Source organism: Ensifer sp. VA4, assembly GCF_055710065.1.
Genome location: NZ_JBVQPO010000011.1, coordinates 169219 through 188694 on the forward strand (window position 1 = coordinate 169219; position 19476 = coordinate 188694).

The 19476-nt window shown below is 62.6% G+C and carries 18 protein-coding genes and 1 riboswitch; of the genes, 7 read left to right on the plus strand and 11 right to left on the minus strand.

Features of this window, described 5'->3' with window-relative positions; translation table 11 throughout:
- Positions 1-11: 11 nt before the first annotated feature.
- From AC0C6X_RS20325 to AC0C6X_RS20345, 5 genes are read right to left on the minus strand one after another with little or no spacing between them, the layout of a single operon-like run.
- The gene (locus tag AC0C6X_RS20325) at positions 12-1007 is read right to left on the minus strand and encodes an aldo/keto reductase (protein ID WP_173519653.1); all 996 of its coding nucleotides are present in this window, start codon (positions 1005-1007) and stop codon (positions 12-14) included.
- A complete protein-coding gene (locus AC0C6X_RS20330) occupies positions 1004-2014 on the minus strand; it encodes a sugar-binding transcriptional regulator (protein WP_173519652.1) in 1011 nt (336 codons plus the stop codon). The genes AC0C6X_RS20325 and AC0C6X_RS20330 overlap by 4 nt, the downstream gene beginning before the upstream one ends.
- A gap of 1 nt (position 2015) precedes the next feature.
- Positions 2016-3005, minus strand: a complete 990-nt coding sequence (locus tag AC0C6X_RS20335; protein ID WP_247959162.1) for an ABC transporter permease — start codon at positions 3003-3005, stop codon at positions 2016-2018.
- A gap of 28 nt (positions 3006-3033) precedes the next feature.
- Positions 3034-4578 carry a sugar ABC transporter ATP-binding protein gene (locus AC0C6X_RS20340; protein WP_173519650.1) on the minus strand — a complete coding sequence of 515 codons (1545 nt, stop codon included), beginning with the start codon at positions 4576-4578 and terminating at the stop codon, positions 3034-3036.
- Positions 4579-4638: 60 nt separating this feature from the next.
- Positions 4639-5667, minus strand: a complete 1029-nt coding sequence (locus tag AC0C6X_RS20345; RefSeq protein ID WP_247959163.1) for a substrate-binding domain-containing protein — start codon at positions 5665-5667, stop codon at positions 4639-4641.
- A gap of 235 nt (positions 5668-5902) precedes the next feature.
- On the opposite strand from AC0C6X_RS20345, the gene AC0C6X_RS20350 reads away from it, so the two are divergent.
- Complete coding sequence (locus tag AC0C6X_RS20350) at positions 5903-6886, plus strand: LacI family DNA-binding transcriptional regulator (protein WP_247959164.1); 984 nt, start codon at positions 5903-5905, stop codon at positions 6884-6886.
- A 65-nt stretch (positions 6887-6951) separates the two neighbouring features.
- Here the strand turns inward: AC0C6X_RS20350 and AC0C6X_RS20355 are convergent, their stop codons facing one another.
- The 5 genes from AC0C6X_RS20355 to AC0C6X_RS20375 are packed head-to-tail and all read right to left on the minus strand — an operon-like array spanning position 6952 to position 11986.
- Positions 6952-8217 (minus strand): ABC transporter substrate-binding protein, encoded by a 1266-nt coding sequence (locus AC0C6X_RS20355; RefSeq protein ID WP_247959165.1) that lies wholly within the window; start codon positions 8215-8217, stop codon positions 6952-6954.
- Between the two features lie 23 nt (positions 8218-8240).
- Positions 8241-9077 (minus strand): carbohydrate ABC transporter permease, encoded by an 837-nt coding sequence (locus AC0C6X_RS20360; RefSeq protein ID WP_173519646.1) that lies wholly within the window; start codon positions 9075-9077, stop codon positions 8241-8243.
- Entirely contained in the window at positions 9074-9988 is a 915-nt protein-coding gene (locus AC0C6X_RS20365) for a carbohydrate ABC transporter permease (protein WP_472954815.1), read from the minus strand. Before AC0C6X_RS20365 ends, AC0C6X_RS20360 begins: the two co-directional genes overlap by 4 nt.
- Positions 9981-11147 carry an ABC transporter ATP-binding protein gene (locus AC0C6X_RS20370; RefSeq protein WP_247959166.1) on the minus strand — a complete coding sequence of 389 codons (1167 nt, stop codon included), beginning with the start codon at positions 11145-11147 and terminating at the stop codon, positions 9981-9983. The genes AC0C6X_RS20365 and AC0C6X_RS20370 overlap by 8 nt, the downstream gene beginning before the upstream one ends.
- The gene (locus AC0C6X_RS20375) at positions 11144-11986 is read right to left on the minus strand and encodes a metallophosphoesterase family protein (protein ID WP_173519643.1); all 843 of its coding nucleotides are present in this window, start codon (positions 11984-11986) and stop codon (positions 11144-11146) included. Before AC0C6X_RS20375 ends, AC0C6X_RS20370 begins: the two co-directional genes overlap by 4 nt.
- A 422-nt stretch (positions 11987-12408) precedes the next feature.
- Here AC0C6X_RS20375 and AC0C6X_RS20380 point away from each other — a divergent pair, with 422 nt between their 5' ends.
- The 5 genes from AC0C6X_RS20380 to AC0C6X_RS20400 all read left to right on the plus strand — a co-directional run bounded on the left by AC0C6X_RS20380 (position 12409) and on the right by AC0C6X_RS20400 (position 17509).
- Positions 12409-13497, plus strand: coding sequence for an ABC transporter ATP-binding protein (locus tag AC0C6X_RS20380; protein WP_173519642.1), 1089 nt, complete (start codon positions 12409-12411; stop codon positions 13495-13497).
- A gap of 31 nt (positions 13498-13528) precedes the next feature.
- Complete coding sequence (locus AC0C6X_RS20385; RefSeq protein WP_173519641.1) at positions 13529-14827, plus strand: ABC transporter substrate-binding protein; 1299 nt, start codon at positions 13529-13531, stop codon at positions 14825-14827.
- A 201-nt stretch (positions 14828-15028) separates the two neighbouring features.
- Positions 15029-15943: an ABC transporter permease gene (locus AC0C6X_RS20390; RefSeq protein WP_173519640.1), complete on the plus strand. Its 915-nt coding sequence runs from the start codon at positions 15029-15031 to the stop codon at positions 15941-15943.
- 1 nt (position 15944) lies between these two features.
- Positions 15945-16766: an ABC transporter permease gene (locus tag AC0C6X_RS20395; RefSeq protein WP_173519639.1), complete on the plus strand. Its 822-nt coding sequence runs from the start codon at positions 15945-15947 to the stop codon at positions 16764-16766.
- 5 nt (positions 16767-16771) lie between these two features.
- On the plus strand, positions 16772-17509 hold the full coding sequence (locus tag AC0C6X_RS20400) for an aspartate/glutamate racemase family protein (protein ID WP_173519638.1): 738 nt from the start codon (positions 16772-16774) through the stop codon (positions 17507-17509).
- Here AC0C6X_RS20400 and AC0C6X_RS20405 read toward each other — a convergent pair.
- Positions 17467-18411: a LysR substrate-binding domain-containing protein gene (locus tag AC0C6X_RS20405; RefSeq protein ID WP_173519637.1), complete on the minus strand. Its 945-nt coding sequence runs from the start codon at positions 18409-18411 to the stop codon at positions 17467-17469. The two genes, AC0C6X_RS20400 and AC0C6X_RS20405, sit on opposite strands and share 43 nt — an antisense overlap.
- A gap of 63 nt (positions 18412-18474) precedes the next feature.
- Here AC0C6X_RS20405 and AC0C6X_RS20410 point away from each other — a divergent pair, with 63 nt between their 5' ends.
- Positions 18475-18852, plus strand: coding sequence for a hypothetical protein (locus AC0C6X_RS20410; RefSeq protein ID WP_173519636.1), 378 nt, complete (start codon positions 18475-18477; stop codon positions 18850-18852).
- 276 nt (positions 18853-19128) lie between these two features.
- A riboswitch (cobalamin riboswitch) is annotated at positions 19129-19353 on the plus strand.
- Positions 19354-19476 lie beyond the last annotated feature (123 nt).

Consider the following 19476-nt stretch of genomic DNA (forward strand, 5'->3'; position numbering starts at 1 on the left):
ATGGCAGTCCGTTAGCTGTCCATGTTTACGAGCGTCGCCGCTATGGCCGCGTCGATCCCTGCAAGGTCGTCAGGATCGAACCGGATCGTTCCGGCCCGGGCGTTGTCGAGCGCCTGGGCCGGATTGCGCGCGCCGCAAAGCGCGAAGGTCACGCCCGGCTGCGCCAGCGTCCAGGCAATGACGAGCTGGGCGACCGTCGCGCCATGCTTCTCGGCGATCGGCCGGACCGACTTGGCAAAGGCCGCCACCTTCTCACGATTGCCGACCGAGAACCGTGGATTGTCCCGCCGCTGGTCGTCGCCCGAGAAGACACGCTCCGGCCCGATGCTGCCGGAGAGAAGCCCGAGCGCCAGGGAGGAATAGCTGAGCGTCGCGACACCGCTGCGCCTGGTCAGCGGCAGCAGCTCCGTCTCGATCTCGCGATCGATCATGCTGAAGCGCTCCTGGATCGCATCGAGCCCGCTGCCGGCGATGTATTGCTCCAATTCGCCGCGGCCGACATTGCTGGCACCGATCGCCTTGATCTTGCCGGCCTGGCGCAGCTCTTCAAGCGCGGCAAACGTTTCCTCGATCGGCGTCGTCGGGTCCTGCCAATGGGTGATGTAGAGGTCGATATAGTCGGTGCCGAGCCGTTTCAGACTCTGTTCCACCTCATGGAGGATTGCGTCGCGGCCGAGGTAGCGATGCACCGGCCTGCCGTCCTGGTCGAAGAAGTGCCGACCTTTGTTCGTGTGCCAGACGAGCCCGCATTTGGTGGCGATCACCGCCTTGTCACGGCGGCCGGCCAATGCCTTGCCGACAATCTCTTCCGAGCGCCCGAGGCCATAAGCCGGCGCCGTGTCGATCAGCGTCACGCCGGCATCGAGCGAGGCCTGGATCGCGGCAATCGATTCCCGTTCGTCGGTGCCGCCCCACATCCAGCCACCGATCGCCCAGGTGCCGAGCCCGACGGCCGACGCCTTCACGCCCGATCGGCCGATCTCGCGCATCAATTGGTCCCCGCTCATGCCAGAAGCCCCTTTTCGCTTGCCATGGCGAGCACGCGCTCGCCGGTCGCCTCGTCCGTCACCAGCGTGTCGAGGTGGTGCCCTCGCATGACACTGAGGATCGGCCCCGCCTTGTTCGGTCCGCTCGCCACGCCGATCTTCGTCGGGATCGAGGCAAACTCCTCGAGCGTCAGCGACACCAGCGACCGGTTGAGGCTGTAATCGCAGACCCGGCCCTTATCATCGAGCAGGTGAGCGAGCAGCTCACAGCTTGCGCCTGAACGTTCGATCGCCGCCCGGTCGGTGCTGGAAGACGGATGGAGGTCGTAGTAGCTCGAATCGTCGGAGAGGATCGAACCGATACCGACGACCGCGACCTTCGCTTCGCGCGCTCTTTTAAAGACGTCTGCCACTGAGCGCATGTTGATCAGCATCGCCCGTTCCGCTGCGCTGTCGGCAAAGAGCGGTGCATGGATCTGGTAGGACCGCCCGCCGAGCCGGTCGGCCATCAACGTCGAGACGTGGTTGACGTCGGTATAGTGCTTGCCCTGGACGCAGCCGGTCGCGGGGATGACCTCCACATCGAAGCGGCGTGGCGCCTGTAGCCCGGCAACGACGGCGCTGACGCCCTTGCCGCCGGTGATGCAGATGGTATCGCCGTCGCCGATCTCTTCGAGCAGCAATCGCGCCGCGGCCTCGCCGACCGCCTGGAGCGCGGTCTGCGGGTTGTCGGAAACGGTCGGCACGACGATCGCCCGACGGATGCCGCCGATCGCCAGCAATTGCTCCTCCATGTCGACCAGCGGTTCGATCGGCGACTTGATCCTGATCTCGACCAGGCCGAGCTGCCGGCCGCGCTTGATCAACCGATTGACGGTTGGCTGCGAGATGCCGAGGCGGTCGGCGATCTGCGACTGGGTCAGCCCCTCCAGGAAATGCAGGACGAGCGCCTGATGCATCTGCCTTGCGACGACAAGTTCCTCGCGTGCGTTTGAAACCGGGGTCAAAGTGGGTTTGGCAATCGGCATGTCAGGCGGCCTTCCGCTTATGAAGCAAGTGGTCGATGGAAACGGCGGCGAGCAGGATGCAGCCTTTGATCATGTCTTGCCAATAGACGGAGACGTCGAGCAGGATCAGCGAGCTGGTGACGACCGAAAGCAGCGCAATGCCGAGAATGGCGCCAAGGATGGTGCCCGAGCCACCGTTGAGCGAGGCGCCGCCGATGACCGCGGCGGCGATGATGTTGAGTTCCATGCCGACGCCGAAGGTCGGCGTCGCGGCACCGAAGCGCGACATGTAGATGACACCGGCGACACCCGCCAGCGTCGAGCACAGAACCGTCACCCAGAACTTCACCTGCTTCGTCTTGATGCCCGAGTACAATGCCGCCTTCTCGTTGCTGCCGGTATAGAACACCTTGCGGAAGGCGGTCGCCCGGCGCAGCAGGAAGTCGAAGAGCATGACGACGGCGACGAAGATCAGGATGACATAGGGGACGCCGTGGAAGGTGCCCTGCCCCACCGCCTTGAAGGACGCAGGCAGCGTGAAGAGCGACAGCGGCGTGCCCTTGGTGATGACGAGGCAGAGACCGCGCACGATCACCATGCCGGCGAGCGACGTGATGAAGTGGTTAAGCCCGACGACGGTGACGAAGAAGCCCATGATCATGCCGATCAGGCTGCTGGCGAGGATGCCGACCAACGAGGCCGTCCAGGGATCGACGCCGGTAAGAAACAGCGAGCCTGCCAGCACCATGGCGAAGCAGACGACCGAGCCGACGGCAAGATCGATGCCGCCGACGATCAGAAGAATCGTCATGCCGACGACGACGATGCCTTCGACCGAAAAGCTCATCAGCATGGCGCGCAGGTTGCCGAAGGTGAGAAAATGCGGCGAGGCGAAGCTCATGACGATGCCGAGCGCCAGGATGATGGCGATCAGCCCGGCTTCGCGCATCGCGCCTATGCGTTTCCAGGCAGGCGCCTGCCTCTCGCTTACAATCATCGTATCAACAGCCATTTCCGCCTCCCCGGCTCTTTCCCTTCTTTCAGGCGACATTTTCCGTCCTGCCTATCGCGGTGCGATCCGTCGGCGTCACTCCGGACGCCAGGCGGATCACCGCCTCCTCGCTCATTTCCGTATCATCGAGCTCACCGGCGATCGCGCCTTCGCGCACGACCAGCACCCGGTCGCAGAGTCCGAGCAGTTCCGGCAGTTCGGACGAGATCACGATGATGCCGATGCCGGCTTCGGCGAGCTCGCGCAGCAGCCGGTGGATTTCGGATTTCGCGCCGACATCGATGCCGCGCGTCGGCTCGTCCATCAGGATGACCTGAGGCCGCACCGCAAGCTGCTTGGCGATCGCCACCTTCTGCTGATTGCCGCCTGACAGCGACGACACCGGCATGTCGATGCCACCCATGCGAACGCCGAGACGCCGGACGAAGTCGCGGGCAAGGTCGGCCTCCGCCCTGGCATTCAGCAATCCGAGCCGCCCGGTCAGCGTCTTCAGATCCAGAACGGAAATGTTCTGCGCGATCGACAGATCGACGAAGACGCCGGAACCCTTGCGATCCTCCGAGAGGTAGACGATGCCGGCATCGACGGCATCGCGGTAATTGGCGATGTGCTGCGGCGTTCCGCGCAATGCGATCTCGCCCTTCGACTTCGCCCTGAGACCGCAGATCGCCTCGGCGATCTCCGTGCGGCCGGAACCGATCAGGCCGCCAAGCCCAAGGATTTCGCCGCGACGAAGATCGAAGGACACGGTGTCGATGCGGTCACCATCGCTGAGTTCCCGAACCGAAAGGATGGTCTCGTCCGAGCGTGTTTCCGGCGACTGTTTCGGCGGATAGAGCTGGCTGATCTCGCGGCCGACCATGCGGCGCACGATATCGTCAGGCGTCACGTCCGCAATCTTCTCGGTAACGACATGCCGGCCGTCGCGGAACACGGTGACCCGATCGCAGAGCGAAAAAATCTCTGCCATGCGGTGGCTGATATAGATAATGGAAATACCCGCGGCCTTGAGGTCGCGGATGATGCCGAAGAGCGCCTGCGCTTCCGCCTCCGTCAGCGCCGCGGTCGGCTCGTCGAGGATCAGCACACGGCAATCGAGCGTCAGCGCCTTGGCGATCTCGACCAACTGCTGGCTGGAAATGGTAAGAACGGCGACCTTGCGCCGGACGTCGATCGGCGCGAGCCGGTTCATCACGACCTGAGCCTCGCGCTCCAGCGCACCATAATTCATCAGCGGCGAGCGTCGGCGGTTGGTGGCGGCCATGAACATGTTTTCCGCCACCGTCGCATCGGGGCAAAGGGCAATTTCCTGGTGGACGAGGCCGATGCCGAACGCCTGGGCGGTCGCCGGTGAGGTGATCTTCACAGGTGCTCCATCAACGAGCACCTCGCCGTCGTTCGGCTGCAGCACGCCGGCGATGATGTTCATCAACGTCGATTTGCCGGCACCGTTTTCGCCGCAGAGCGCGTGGATCTCTCCTCGCTCCAACAGGAAATCCACCTCCGTCAACGCCTTCACCGCACCGAAATGCTTGGTGACGCGCCGGACCTCCAGAACCGGTTGTGCTGCCATGCCGTCCTCCACCCCGCATTCTTGGCTGCCCGGAGCGGGCCGGGCAGCCAATTCATATCCTTACTCGTCGATGCCCTTGGTGCCACGACGCTTCAGATACTTGTCCCAGTAGAAGTCGTCGGCATTGTCAGCGGTGACGATGGAAAGGCCATTGTCGACGAAGGGGATGCTCATCGGATTGAAGCCCGAGCGCTTGGCGTCGTTCATCGGGTCGATCAGATCCGGATGCTTGGCGAGCCAGAGCAGCATGAAACCCATATATCCCTGCATGCCCTGGTTCGGGTTGATCGAACCGAAGACTTCGCCGGCCTTGATCATGTCGAGGATGTTGGCGTTGACGTCGGCGCACATGACGAGCACCTTGCCGCCGCCTTCCTTGCTGGCCTGGGCGGCACCGATGGCGGAGTTGGCTTCCGGCATGAACACGGCGCCGAGGTTCGGATTGGCCTGGATGATGCTCATCAGACCCTGATAGGCCTTGTTCGGATCCTGGTTCGAGGCGGCGCGACCTACGAGCTTCATGTCGGGCCATTTCTCGGCCATGCGGCCGATGAAGGCGGCGATGCGCTTGTCGTGGTTGTCCTGGCCGGGGTTTTCGAGCACGGCAAATTCACCCTTGCCGCCCATCTTCTCGGCGATCGCATCGGCCGCATAGATGCCTTCGCGGGTATTGTCCGAGGTGATGAAGGAGACACGCTTCGACAGCGGCGAATCCGCAGCGAAGGTAACGACCGCCGTGCCCTGATCGATCGCCCGGTTGATCGGCTCGATGAACGGATCCGAGTTCATCGGATGCACCAGGATGCCGGCCGGGTTCTGGGCAAGCGCCTGGTCGAAGGTGGCGATCTGCTTGTTGACGTCGTATTCCGGCGTGCCGGTATATTCGGTCTCGCAGCCGAACTGCTGCCCGGCCTGCTTGAACATCTCATAGACCGGGAACCAGTATTCGACGCCCGATACCATGACGTTCATGACGTATTTTTCGCCGGGCTGGCAGCGAAACGGATTGGCCGTTTCGGCGCTCGCCGGAGCGGCCCAATATGACGTTGCAATGACCGCCAGAGCGGTCGTGCTGAAAAATTTGCGCACGCGTCCTCCTCGAGGCCGAAGCCCCTCCCAAAAAACCGATGGGCCGCCTGGTTGCGGCCACTGAATGATGAGTTTCGTCGGAACTCCTCCTCGACTTCCGACGATGGCGATTAAAGCCGTGGATTCAGCAACTGTCAATATAATTCACAGTATGAATAATAATTCTTGCACAATGCCTCGGGTCGCTTTCGCAAGACTTCAATCTGCTGTCATGGAGCGCAGCTACACAACGCCGATGGCAACCCTGCAACAGATCGCTTTCCAAGCCGGCTGCTCGCTGGCCACCGTCTCGCGCGTGCTGAACGGCGAAGGCCCGGTCAGCGACGAAATGGTGCGGCGAGTGCGCCGCGCGGCGGCTGAACTCGGCTATCGGCCGATGCAGGCGGGACGCACCACGGTGCGAAACCAGCCTGTCGTCGGTGTCCTGGTGCCGAGCGTCACCAATCCTGTGTTTGCCGCCTCGCTTGGCGGCATCCAGCATCGTATGCAGGCGGCGAACCACGGGGTGCTGATCGCGCAATCCAACTACGACCCGGCGCTCGAGGCACGCGCAGTGCGCTCGCTGCTCGAGCAGCGCCCGACCGGCCTGATCCTGACGCTTTGCGATGCCCGCACCAGCGAGGCGCTTTCGGCGGCGCTACCCCCGACGGTACTTCTCAACAACCTGCCGGTCACCCGCTTTGCCGCCGCCGTCACCGTCGACAATTACCGGGCCGGTTTCGAGCTCACCCGCCACATTCTGGACCATGGCCATCGGCGCATCCTCGTCGTCTCGGGCCACTTCCGCTCGTCCGATCGGGCACGCCTGCGCTACGATGGCTATGTGGCCGCCATGCAGGAGGCAGGCGTTCCACCAATCGAGGCGGTCGAGATCCCCTTCGTCGATGGCTACGAGAACCTCGACCTCGGGACGGTCCTGACGCACCACCGCCCGACCGCGATCATCGCCTCCAACGATCTCCTGGCACTCGGCGTGATTGCGGCGCTCCGGCGCGAGCGCCTTTCCGTTCCCGATGACGTCTCTGTCGCTGGCTTCGACGGCATTGCGCTTGGACGACTGATGAGCCCGACGCTCACCACGATCGCCATGCCCGACGGCGACATGGGACTGGCCGCTGCGGCGTTACTGCTCGACATGGCTGAAAATGCCTCCGACTGCCGTCATCTCAACCTCGAGTGCCGGCTCTATGCCGGCGGGACGGTTCAACGCCTCGGCTGATCGACATGAGAACGCCGCCCGCAGAGTTTCCTCCGGGGCGGCGACAATCATCGTGTCAATCGAGATCAGCTGCGCGGCAGCAGGCTTTCGACTTCGGCCGCAGCCTCGTCCAGTGCTTCTTTCGGCGTCGCCGACTGCTCGACGATGCGCGACAGGTTCTCGACGATCGTCTGGGTGACCTTTACGCCGTTGCTGCCGGGGAAGGCATACCAGGGACGCATCCGCGGCATCTGCTCGAGGCCGGCGCGGAACAGCGGGTTTTCCTTGTAGAAGTTGGCGAGATACTCGGGCGACTTGGCGGCAAGCTCGTTGTTCGGCACGTAGCCGGTGCCCGGAACGACAACCGAGGCGCCATAGGGGCCGGCGGCGAACTTCGCGAACTTCCAGGCGGCTTCCTGCTTCTCGGCATCTCGCGTCAGGATGACGACGGCATTGCCGCCGGTCGGCAGCTTGCCCTTTGCCGGATCGATGAGCGGAATGTGGGCGGTGCGCAGATCGAACTTGCCGCCGACATTCTTGATCGTGTTGCGCAGCGCCCCGGTGGTCTGGAAGGCAAAGCCGACCTTGCCGGCAACGAAGGCCTGCTCGCCGGCCTGCTTGGTCAGAACCGGCAGGCCGCCTTCCTTCACCATGCGATCGAGCACTTCGACGGCCTTCTCACCCTCCGGACCGTTGAAGGCAACCTTGCTTTCGTCTGCGCTCAGCATCTCGCCGCCGGCGCCAAACAGCAGTGCCGAGAACATCCAGTCGTCGCCCTGCCAACGGAAGTCGATACCCTCGTTGCCGTCGCCAAGCGCCTTGATCTTGCCGCCGAGCGCGATGACCTCGTCCCAGGTCTTCGGCGGATTTTCCGGGTCGCCGCCAGCTTTGCGCACCAGATCGGCGTTGTAATACATGATCGGGTTGGACGTGGCGAAGGCGAGGCCCACCTGCTTGCCGCCGACCTGGGCGAGTTTCAGGATGTTTTCGGAAAAGCCCTGTTCGGCCATGTTGCGGTCCTTGGCGATGAACGGGCCGAGATCGACGGGAATGTCGCGCTCGTTGACCATGCGCAGACGGTTGAGACCGATGAAGGTGAGATCGGGCATCTCGGCCGTACCGGCCTGCCGCATGATCGTCTGGATGCCTTCCTCATAGGTCGCCGAAGGATTGGCGAAGGTGATCTTGATGTCTGGGTTTTCTTCCATGAACTTCTTCGAGATCGTGTCCATCACGTCCTTGAAGAAGCCCGGCATCGGATAATGGACCGTCAGCACAGTCTCGGCATGGGCCGGTGCGGCGAGCATCAGCGATGCGGCAGCCGCGGTGAGAAGCTGTCTCAGATGTTTCATGGATGCGCTCCTGGTTGGACCGTTCAGCCTTTGAGTCCGGTCATGGTGATGCCCTCGACGAAGCGTTTCTGCGCCAGCAGGAAAGCGGTCACGAGGGGAAGGGTGATGATGAGGGTGGCGGCCATCAGCGCGCCGTAGTCGTCGCCGGATTCGGCAGCGCGGAAATAGAGCAGGCCGAGCGGCGGGGTAGCGTAATCCTGGTTGGTGACGACGATCAGTGGCCAAAAGAGATCGTTCCAGTGCGCGACCACCGAGAAGATCGCGAAGGCGGTGATCGCGGGCCAGGCATTCGGCACGATGACCCGCGCTACGATGCCCGCTTCCGACATGCCATCGAGCCGAGCTGCATGGATCAGGTCGTCGGGCATGGCGCGGAAGAACTGCAGGAACAGGAAGATCGCGAAGACCGAGATCGAAAAGGGAGCCACCAGCGCGGTGTAGGTGTTCAGCACCGAGAGCTTGTCGAAGGCGACATAGATCGGCAGCGCGGTCGCATGGATCGGCACGAGCAGGCCGAGCATGACCAGCACCATCATGGTCCGTGCAGCGCGGAACTTCAGCTTCGCCATGGCATAGGCGCAGGGGATGGCGACGACGATCTGGATGACGAAGATCAGCGCGCAGACGATGACGCCGTTGAAAAGCAGGGTTGTCATCGAGACGCGCGACAGCGCCTTCGTGAAGTTCTCGACATAGGACCATTGCTGAGGGATGAGCGAGAGCGACGAGGAGAAGATCTCGCTCTGTGGCTTGCCGGCGGTCGAGACCATGAAGATGTAGGGTGCAAGGAAGAGCAAAGCGCCAAGCGACAGGACCGTCAGGCGGGCGATGCGGGCGACGGAGAAAGCGTTGCTGGTCATGCGTAATGCACCTTCCGGTCGAGCACGCGGTACTGCAGGAACATCAGGACGACGAGGATTGCGAGAAAGACGACGGTCATCGCCGAGGCATAACCGACGCGCAGATAGACGAAGCCTTCCTGGTAGATGGTGAAGAGCAGCACTTCCGACGCCTTGTTCGGACCACCTTCGGTTAGCGTCTTCACCGTTTCGAACACCTTCACTGCATTGATGATGCTGATGGTGGTCACGAACAGCGTCGTCGGCCCGAGCATCGGCCAGGTCACCAGCCGGAAGCGATCGAACCAGGTCTTGGCGCCGTCCACTTCTGCGGCGGCATAGAGCTCGCGCGGGATTGCGGTGAGGCCGGCGAGAAACAGCACCATGTTGAAGCCGACCGACTGCCAGGTGCCGATGATCGACAGGCCGTAGAGCACCGTGCCGGAGGCGCCGAGCCAGTTGGGACCGGCGATACCGAAGAGCGCAAGGAAGGTGTTGATCGGGCCGATCGTCGGATGGAAGAGGAACTGCCAGACGGTCGCCATGGCGACCAGTAGCGAGGCGACCGGTAGGAAATAGACCGTGCGGAACAAGGCCTTGCCCTTGGTCTCTGCCTCGATCAGCATGGCGATTGCCAGTGCCAGCACGATCGAAACCGGCGTGACGATCGCTGTGTAGACTGCGGTGTTCCAGAGCGAGCGTCGGAAGGTGCGATCCGTGAAGAGTTCGGCATAGTTCTCGAAGCCGACGAAGCGCCAGTTGCTGTAGCCAAGTTCGAAATCGGTGAAGCCGAGCACGATCACCGCCGCCGTCGGCAGCAAAATGAAGAGGAAGAGCAGCACGATCGCAGGCAATGCGAGCAGCCAGGCGATGCGGGCTTCGCGTATCTCGGGCGCCGCGGTCGCCGTCTCCAATGTCAAAACGCTAACCATCAATCTTCTCCAGCGCGGCAGCGGCAGCGACCGGTTCGGCCAGCAGCCGGACACCTTGCTGGTCGAAGAGCATCGTCCGCTCGGGCATGATCTCGACGTCAACCGGTTGGCCGATGGTCCAAGCTGCGGCTTCGGCAGGCGTCGCCTTCGATGTCATCACCTCGCCGATCGCATCGAGGCGGGCGTGGACGATGACTTCCGAGCCGAGAAACTCCATGCGCTCGACCCGTGCGCTCAACCGGCGGGCACTTGCCGGATTGAAGCGAACGAATTCCGGACGGATAGCGAGCTTCACCGATGCATCCGACACCTGTCCCCGGTTCGCCAGCAGCACTAGGTCGCCGAAGCGCACGAGGCCAGCGACATCGGTGCGGGTTTCCAGCACGTTGATCTTCGGCTGACCGAGGAAACGGGCGACCTCGATATGCGAGGGATTGTCGTAGATCTCCTTGGGGGTCGCCAGTTGCAGCAAGTTGCCGCCGATCATCACCGCGACCCGGTCGGCCATCGACAGGGCTTCCGACTGGTCGTGGGTGACATAGAGCGTCGGCACGCCGGCGCGCCGATGCAGGTCGACAATCTCGCCGCGAGCATGCACACGCAGGTTGGCATCGAGATTGGAAAGTGGTTCGTCCATGAGGAAGACGGCCGGACGGCGCACCATGGCGCGGGCGAGTGCCACGCGCTGGCGCTGGCCGCCGGACATCTGGCCGGGCTTGCGATCGAGCAGATGATCGATCTTCAGCGCCAAGGCCATTTCCTTTACCTGGCGCTGGATGTCGGTGCGGATTTGCCTTTGCCCCGGCAGGAAATTGCCGATCCCAGGCAGGCGCTGCATTGCCGTCAGGCGTCGCATGGCGAGCGGCACGGCGATGTTCTGGCCGGCGGTCAGATGCGGATAGAGGGCGTAGGACTGAAAGACCATAGCAACGTTGCGATCGGCCGCCGCCATGCGGGCAACGTCACGGCCGCCGATGACGATCTCGCCGGTGTCGCCATGGTCGAGGCCGGCGACGATGCGCAAAAGCGTACTCTTGCCGCAACCGGACGGGCCGACGAGGGCGATGAACTCGCCCGCTTCCGCCTCCAGGCCGACGCCCTTCAATATGACATTGCCGCCATAGGACTTGGTGATGCCGCGAAGCGAAAGCACGCTCATTGCGCTGCCTCCACGTGAGGCTTCGTCTTCGCCGCTTGCGGATAGACCTCCTCAACGATCGGATCGAGCACGTGGCTCGTCAGCCCCGGAACGGCAACGATTTCGCTGGAAACGCTCGCATCGGTGAACGTGTGGACGACGGCGCCGACCAGCCGCTCGCCCGGCATCGGCCGTTCCAAAGTGTCGATGATGAAGGAGGTCGGCGGCGCCCAGACGAGCGCCGCTCCGGCATGTTCACCCGTCCACGCCCAGTGCAGATGACCGCTCGCATGCAGCGCCACGTCGGAACCTGCGATCAGGTCATAAAGACGCTGGCGCTGGCGGGGACGAACGCTCCAATAGCCGGTGTCGCCTTCCTGCGGCGCGTCGACGAAAAGCGGCTTGTGGGCGAAGATCGCCACCTTGCGCCGGTCGCGGCTTTGCAACTGCTCCTCGAGCCAGGTGAACTGCTTTTCCTCTTCCTCGTCCTCGAAGCCGAGCAGCAGGCTGTTGAGCCCGATCAGCCGCCAGCCTTCGTGATCGGAGACCCAATAATCCGGCCCTGCGAGCCCGCGCCAGCGGGCAAGCCGCTGTGCATCCACCGGCTGATGCGAACCCGGCAGGTGACCGACGTCATGATTGCCGGGCACGATCAATACCGGCATCGAGAGCTGGCCGATCAGCTCGAGCGAAAAGGTGATGTCGTCCTCGTGGTCGGCGCCGTCGATCGTCACGTCGCCGGTATGGATGACGAGATCGGGCGCCGTCGCCTCGATCCAGGCGCGAAGCGGCTCCCAGTTGTCGTTGAAATGGCTCTTCACCGGGCTGAGATGGGTATCGCTGATCTGGACGATCTTCATGGAAACGGCCTCCGACGATGGCTTCAGGGCGTGCGCGTCGGAGAGCTTTTATCTCCCCTCCGGCTGCGGTTGGCCGCAGTCTTTAGGGAGCTGCCATGTCAGTTTGGTAACAGCCGTTCTCAGTTGATTTTCAGTTTTTCCATGAAAGTTTCACCTTCGGGAGAAACAGGCGGTCGCGAAATCCGCCGGGAGCTCTTCCCTCGGAGGCTTGCGGCGCCTGCGCCCAAAAATTCATATTATTGTATACGATAATTTGCGCATATTGGCGACGAAAAGCTCAATTCATGAGCAGTCGCTCCGAAACAAGGATCTTCACCGGCGATGGCCGGAAAGGGCAAATACCCCATGAAAATATAGCCTTAGACGCGTCGATCGAAACTGGCACGATTGATGCTTCTCCTCTGTTGCAAGGAGAAAGCGTCATGTCGAAAGCCGCAGAGATCGATATCGTGTCCGTTTCCAAGATTTACGGCTCGACGACAGCCGTACATTCCATCAGCCTGAAAATCCCCGCCGGCAGCTATTGCTGCTTTCTTGGCCCATCGGGCTGCGGCAAGACCTCGACGCTGCGCATGATCGCCGGCCATGAAAGCATCTCGTCCGGCGACCTCAGGCTCGGCAATGTCGTCGTCACCGATTTTCCGCCGGCCAAGCGCAACACGGCGATGATGTTCCAGTCCTACGCTCTGTTCCCCCATCTCGACCTCGTCGACAACGTCGCCTTCAGCCTCAAGATGAAGGGGGTCGACCGTGACGCCCGCCGCGCCAAGGCGCTCGACATGTTGAAGCTGATGCAGATGGAGGCCTATGGTTCCAGGCGTCCAGCCCAGCTTTCCGGTGGCCAGCAGCAGCGCGTGGCGCTTGCCCGTGCGCTCATCACCGAGCCGGAGGCGCTGCTTCTCGACGAGCCGCTGTCGGCGCTCGACCCGTTCCTGAAGATCCGCATGCGGGCAGAGCTGAAAAAACTGCAGAAGACGCTCGGCATCACCTTCGTGCACGTCACCCACAGCCAGGAAGAGGCGATGGCGCTCGCCGATCTGATCGTGGTGATGAACAACGGCCGGATCGAGCAGGCGGCCGCACCGCGCATGGTGTTCGAGCGGCCGGCAACCGCCTTCGTTGCGCGCTTCATGGGCGACCACAACGTACTCTCGGGAAAGGTCCGGGCGATCACCGACAGCATCGTCGAAATGGAGACGGCGGAGGGTCAGGTCTTTGCGGTGCGCGACATCGCCCAGGAGATCGGCCGGCCGATAGACATCGGCATCCGCACCGATCGCGTGCGGCTCGATCCGCCGAGTGATAAGGGCCTCGGCTTCCAGGCCGTGGTTTCCAACATCGAATATCGCGGCGCGTCGGTGAAGCTGACTGCCATCGGCGCCGGCAGCGACGACTTCACGCTGATCGTCAGCGACAGCGACTATTTCAGGAAACCCGTGTCGGTCGGCGATGCGGTGTCCCTGAGCTGGACCCTGGAGGACGTCGTCCCCCTCGGCCGCCTTTCCGCATGAGCTACCAACGATCACAAAAGGGGAACTGCACATGACGACTGAAAACAAGACCGAAAAGCCTGGTGCCGGCCTGACACGCCGGTCACTGTTAAAGACCGGCGCTGCCGCCATCGGCGCGATCGCCGGGTCGGGCGCCATCACCGGCTTCCCGACGATCTGGGCCCAGAATCCGATCACGCTGCGCCAGTTCGGCACCGGCGTTTCCAACATCAACGCCATTGCCGAGAAGTGCAAGCAAGACCTCGGCATCACGCTGGAGATGACGGCGACAGATTCCGACGCCGCTGCCCAGCGGGCGGTGACCCAGCCAGACTCCTACGACATCGCCGACATCGAATACTGGATCGCCAAGAAGGTCTTCCCGGCCGGCGTAATGCAGCCAATGGACGTCAAGAAGATCAAGTACTTCGACAAGATCGTTCCACTGTTCATCGACGGCAAGCTGAAGCCCGAAAGCGTGGTCGCGCAAGGCACGGCGCCGCATACCGTCGGCTTCGTCGACGCGCAGGATTCCAAGACCTTTGCCAAGTCGCCGACCGACTGGATGACGCTGATCCCGACGATCTACAATGCCGACACGCTCGGCATTCGCCCTGATCTCGTCGGCCGGGAGATCACGACCTGGGCCGACATCATGGACCCCGCCTTCAAGGGCAAGACAGCGATCCTCAACATCCCCTCTATCGGCATCATGGATGCAGCGATGATCATGGAGGCCATGGGCAACATCAAATATGCCGACAAGGGCAACATGACCACGGACGAGATCGACAAGACGATCGACTTCCTGATCAAGGCCAAGCAGGACGGCCAGTTCCGCGCTTTCTGGAAGTCCTTCGACGAAAGCGTCAACCTGATGGCTTCGGGCGAAGTCGTCATCCAGTCCATGTGGTCGCCGGCGGTCGCCGCCGTCCGCTCCAAGGGCATCGCCTGCAAATACCAGCCGCTGAAGGAAGGCTACCGCGCCTGGGGTGGCGGACTCGGCCTTGCCGCCCATCTTCAGGGCGCCCAGCTCGACGCGGCCTATGAATACATCAACTGGTACCTGTCCGGCTGGGTCGGTGCCTATCTCAACCGCCAGGGCTACTATTCCGCCGCCATGGAGACCGCTAAGGGCTTCATGTCCGAGGACGAGTGGGGCTTCTGGGTCGAAGGCAAGCCCGCCAAGGGCGACATCCTGTCGCCGGAAGGCAAGGTGATGGAGAAGGCCGGTGCCGTGCGCGACGGCGGCTCCTTCGAGGAGCGCATGGGCAAGGTCGCTTGCTGGAACTCGGTGATGGACGAGGATCGCTACATGATCAAGCGCTGGAACGAGTTCATCGCTGCGTAGTCCCTAACGCTGGTGCCACCGCCCCGTCGGCAGCTTGCCCCTCACCCTAGTCCTGGACGTGCCAAAAGGGACGGCTGAGCCTCAAGTAAACGGTCAAGAGTGCGCGGGACTGCGCCACATATCCCTTCTCCCCGCAACCGGGGAGAAGGTGCCGGCAGGCGGATGAGGGGCAGCGCCACTTGAGACATGAAAGGAACGAAGATGGCTACGATCACGACGTCACAGTCAGGGCAGATCGAAACAGAGACGGCACCCCGCCGCCTTGTCATCCCGCACGGCCTTGCCTCCCACCTTCAGGCCACGCCGCTCCTCTTGATCCTCGGCTTCTTCTTCGTGCTGCCGATTCTCACCATCGTCGTCGTCAGCTTCTGGGATTATGACTTCGCGGGGCTCTATCCGGATTTCCTGACGATGAACTACGCCGATACGCTCGGCTCCTGGGTCACCTGGAAGACCTATCTCAACACCCTGAAGTTCACCGTCCTCGTCTGGGCGCTGACACTCTCAATCGGCTTCTGGGTGGCCTATTTCCTCGCCTTCCATGTCCGCACCACCACCATGCAAATGGTGCTGTTCCTCGTCTGCACCGTGCCGTTCCTGACCTCCAACATCATCCGCATGATCTCCTGGATCCCGGTTCTCGGCCGAAACGGCCTCGTCAATTCGACATTGATCGAGCTCGGCCTTATCCCGCAGCCGATCGAATGGCTGCTCTATTCCGATTTCGCCGTCGTGCTCGCCATGGTGCACCTCAATACGCTGTTCATGGTGACGCCAATCTTCAACACGCTGATGCGCATCGACCGTTCGCTGATCGAGGCGGCCCGCGACTGCGGCGCCTCCGGCGGCCAGATTCTCTGGAACGTCATCCTGCCGCTCGCCAAGCCGGGGATGGCCATCGGTTCGATCTTCGTCGTCACGCTCGTCATGGCGGATTTCTCGACCGTGCAGGTCATGTCCGGCGGCCAGAGCGCCTCCGTGGCACTGATGATGAAGAACCAGATGTCGCTGCTGCAATATCCGGCAGCCGCCGCCAATGCGGTGGTGCTGTTGATCGTCGTGCTATCGATGGTCGCCGCGATCCTGCGCGTCGTCGACATTCGTAAGGAGCTCTGACATGAGCAACGAAAGACGCGGCAAGGAATTCTACCTGCTCGCAGCCTTCTTTACCCTGTTCGTGCTGTTCCTCTACGGACCGCTTTCGGCAGTGCTGATCCTGTCATTCCAGGGACCTGACGGCGGTCTGACCTTTCCGTTGAACGGCGTTTCACTGCACTGGTTCTACAATCTCTTCGAAAAACAGGCGGTCGGCGATTTCGGCGCCTCGTTCCGCCGTTCCTTCACGCTCGGCCTGATGGTGATGGCGGTCAATGTCGTGGTCGCGCTACTCGCCGGCCTTGCCTTCCGCCGGCGCTTCCGCGGCGCCACCGTGCTCTTCTATCTGACCGTCGCAAGCCTCGTCGTGCCGTCGATCATCATCTCGCTCGGTATCGGTGTCGTCTTCCAGCAGTTCGGCCTGAAGCCCGCCTGGTATTCCTCCGGCTTCGGCGCCCACCTCACCTGGACCCTGCCTTTCGGCGTGCTCATCATGTTTGCCGTCTTCAACCGGTTCTCACCGTCCTATGAGGAGGCGGCGCGCGATCTCGGAGCGACCTCGTGGCAGACCTTTCGCCACGTGCTCCTGCCGATGATCGCCCCGAGCCTCATCGGCGTCGGCCTCTTCGGCTTCACGCTTTCCTATGACGAGTTCGCTCGCACGCTGATGACCTCCGGCAGCTACAATACGCTGCCGCTCGAGATCTATGGCATGACCACAAATGTGACGACGCCGGTGCTCTATGCACTCGGCACGGTCACCACGCTTTTCTCCTTCACCATCATCCTCGTTGCGCTTGCGGTCATTGTGGCCTTGCGGCGCCGCCAGGCAGAGCTGAGCTAGGCCAGATGCGCATCCTGATCGTCAATCCCAATACCACCTCGTCGATGACGGCCAAGGCCGCCGCGGCGGCGCGGGCCGTCGCCGGCCCCGCCACGGAAATTCTCGCCCGCACATCGAAGTCCGGACCGGCCTCGATCGAGGGGCATTATGACGGCGCGGTCGCACTTCCGGGCCTGCTTACAGAAATTCGCGACGGGGAAGGGGCCGGCGCCGATGCTGCGGTCATTGCCTGCTTCGACGACACGGGCCTTGAAGCCGCCCGCGCGCTTGCCCGTATTCCAGTGGTCGGGCTCTGCGAGTCCGCCGTCGCGACCGCTGCCATGTTGGCGCAACGCTTCACCGTGGTCACGACGCTCGAACGTTCCCGCGTCCTGATCGAGAATCTCGTCCGGCACTACGGCATGGGCAGCCGGGCCAAGGTGCGCGCCGCCGATATTCCGGTGCTCGAACTGGAAGACAAGGCCTCGAACGCGCTTGCCAAACTGCGACGCGAGATCGAACTGGCGCTTACTCAAGACGGCGCCGAGGCGATCGTGCTCGGCTGCGCCGGCATGGCAGACCTTGCCCGGGACCTGCAAGCCGATTACGGCGTTCCGGTGATCGATGGCGTCTCCGCCGCCGTCAAGCAGGCGGAGGCGTTGGTGTCGCAAGGACTTATGACCAGCAAGCGCGGTTCCTACGCATCACCACTCAGCAAGACCTATTCAGGCTTCATGAGCGCACTTGCGCCGACCACGGCCTGAGGGGATGCCGACCTCGAATCATCCATCGCGATCGCGAGCAGCGCATTCGACGCGTCCGCCTCGGCAAGGATCCAGTCGCGAAAAGCCTGAATCTTCTTCTGCCGTCGGCTGCTTTGCGGATAGACCAGCCAATAGGCGCGACCGTCCCTGACCAGATGTTCGAATGGCCGAATGAGCCTGCCGCTCTTCAGTTCCTCCATCAGGAAGGTCGATACGGCAATGGCGATGCCGTGTTCCGCCAGGGTGGTCGCGACATCCATCGCCTGGACGTCGAAGATCAGCTCGGTGCCGTTGCTTTCCGGCGGCTCTACGCCGGTCTCGATCATCCATCGGCGCCACCAGTTGGCATTGCCGAAACGCCGGACGCGCAGCACGTCGCAGGGCTGCCTGAGCTGGTGCTTTTTCATGAAGGCCGGCGTGCAGACCGGCATGTAATCGATCGGGAACAGTGGAAATACGTCGTTGCCGGGCCAGTCGCCGTTGCCGCTGCGCACTGAAAGATCGATGGCGTCGCGCTTGAAATCGACCAGATCGGTCGACATGTGCACCCTTATACTGATGTTCGGCTGGGCGGTCTGGAACGAGGCGAGCCTGGGGCCGAGCCAGCTCGAAACGACGGTCGGAAGCACGGAAATGTGCAGGTGATGTTCGGTCTTGTCGGCAATCTCGGAGAAGGCCGAGCCCAGCAGGTCGATCGCCTCCGTCACCTTAGGCGCCAACTGCCGCCCGGAGGCCGTCAACCGCACCTCGCGCGGAAGCCGTACGAAGAGCGGCGTGCCGATGCGCTCCTCCAGCAGCCGGATCTGGTAGCTGACGGCAGCCTGAGTCATCCCGAGTTCCTCGGCCGCACGGGTGAAACTCAGGTGCCTGGCGGCGGCTTCGAAGGCGCGCACCGCACTCATGGGAGGAATCTTGCTCATGGCGCTGAGATAAGCATTCTTTATGCCAGCATGCGAGAAATCGCTTTGCGCGAAGCGGCAAAATTCCTCACTTTTCTCGCGAACACAACAGCAAAAACAAAGAGGATAGCAATGCTTAGCGCAGTGCGATCAGCGATCCGTCATGTCCTGAAGCGGGCCGGAAGCACCCTCAATCCGACCATCGCCATCGATACGTTCAGCGAATTGCAGTTGAAGGATATCGGCCTGACGCGGGACCACGAGACCATCCGGGCGCGCGTCGGCGATGTTGCCGATCCATGGCACTGGTCGAAGGAAGACCCGTCATCCGCGCCGAAGCCCTCGCCAAAAAGCGACCGCACCAACACGCGGCCCTCCGTGACGATCTCGCCGCGCGCGCAGCCCGGCGAAAACAGGGACGTCAGCATCTCGCTTTGCGACTGACAGATTGCCGGGACAAAACGTACCCGGATCTTCTGGTGCAGCACCCCGTGAGCGAGCGGATCGCACCACAGAGACCTTCGGCCTGAAACCTCGCAATGGCCGCGGCGGTGCCCCGCCAGACATTGGCGGAGCACGCCAGTTTGTAGCCGACAAGCCTCCCCGGTGGGTTCCGCTGCAGTCCGCCGTTTACGTCCCGTTATCCATATCGGGGAGAAATGACCCTCCGCACCGGATCTCCGACGTCGCGCACCTATTGACGCAGATTGGCGATGAGATACTATATCTAGTGTTTGAGGTTCTTCCGATTCGCAAGGATTGGGAGCTAAGACGGGAATACGGTGCGCCGGCGGCTTTCCGCCCGGCTATGCCGTAGCTGCCCCCGCAACTGTAGACGGCGAGCGACTGTCCGGAATTGGACCACTGAGGCATGAGGCCTCGGGAAGGTCGGGATGGAAGCGTCGACCCGTGAGCCAGGAGACCTGCCTCGAGCAACAAACGTCCACGGGCGGGGTGTCCGGAGGGGTTGAGTGCGGCAGGATGAGCCTGCCTGGTCGTCTCGACATCTCCCCGGCAGCCTGTCGAAAGCTTCGGGGTGAAGTCATGCCTGCGTCATCGAATTTCCAT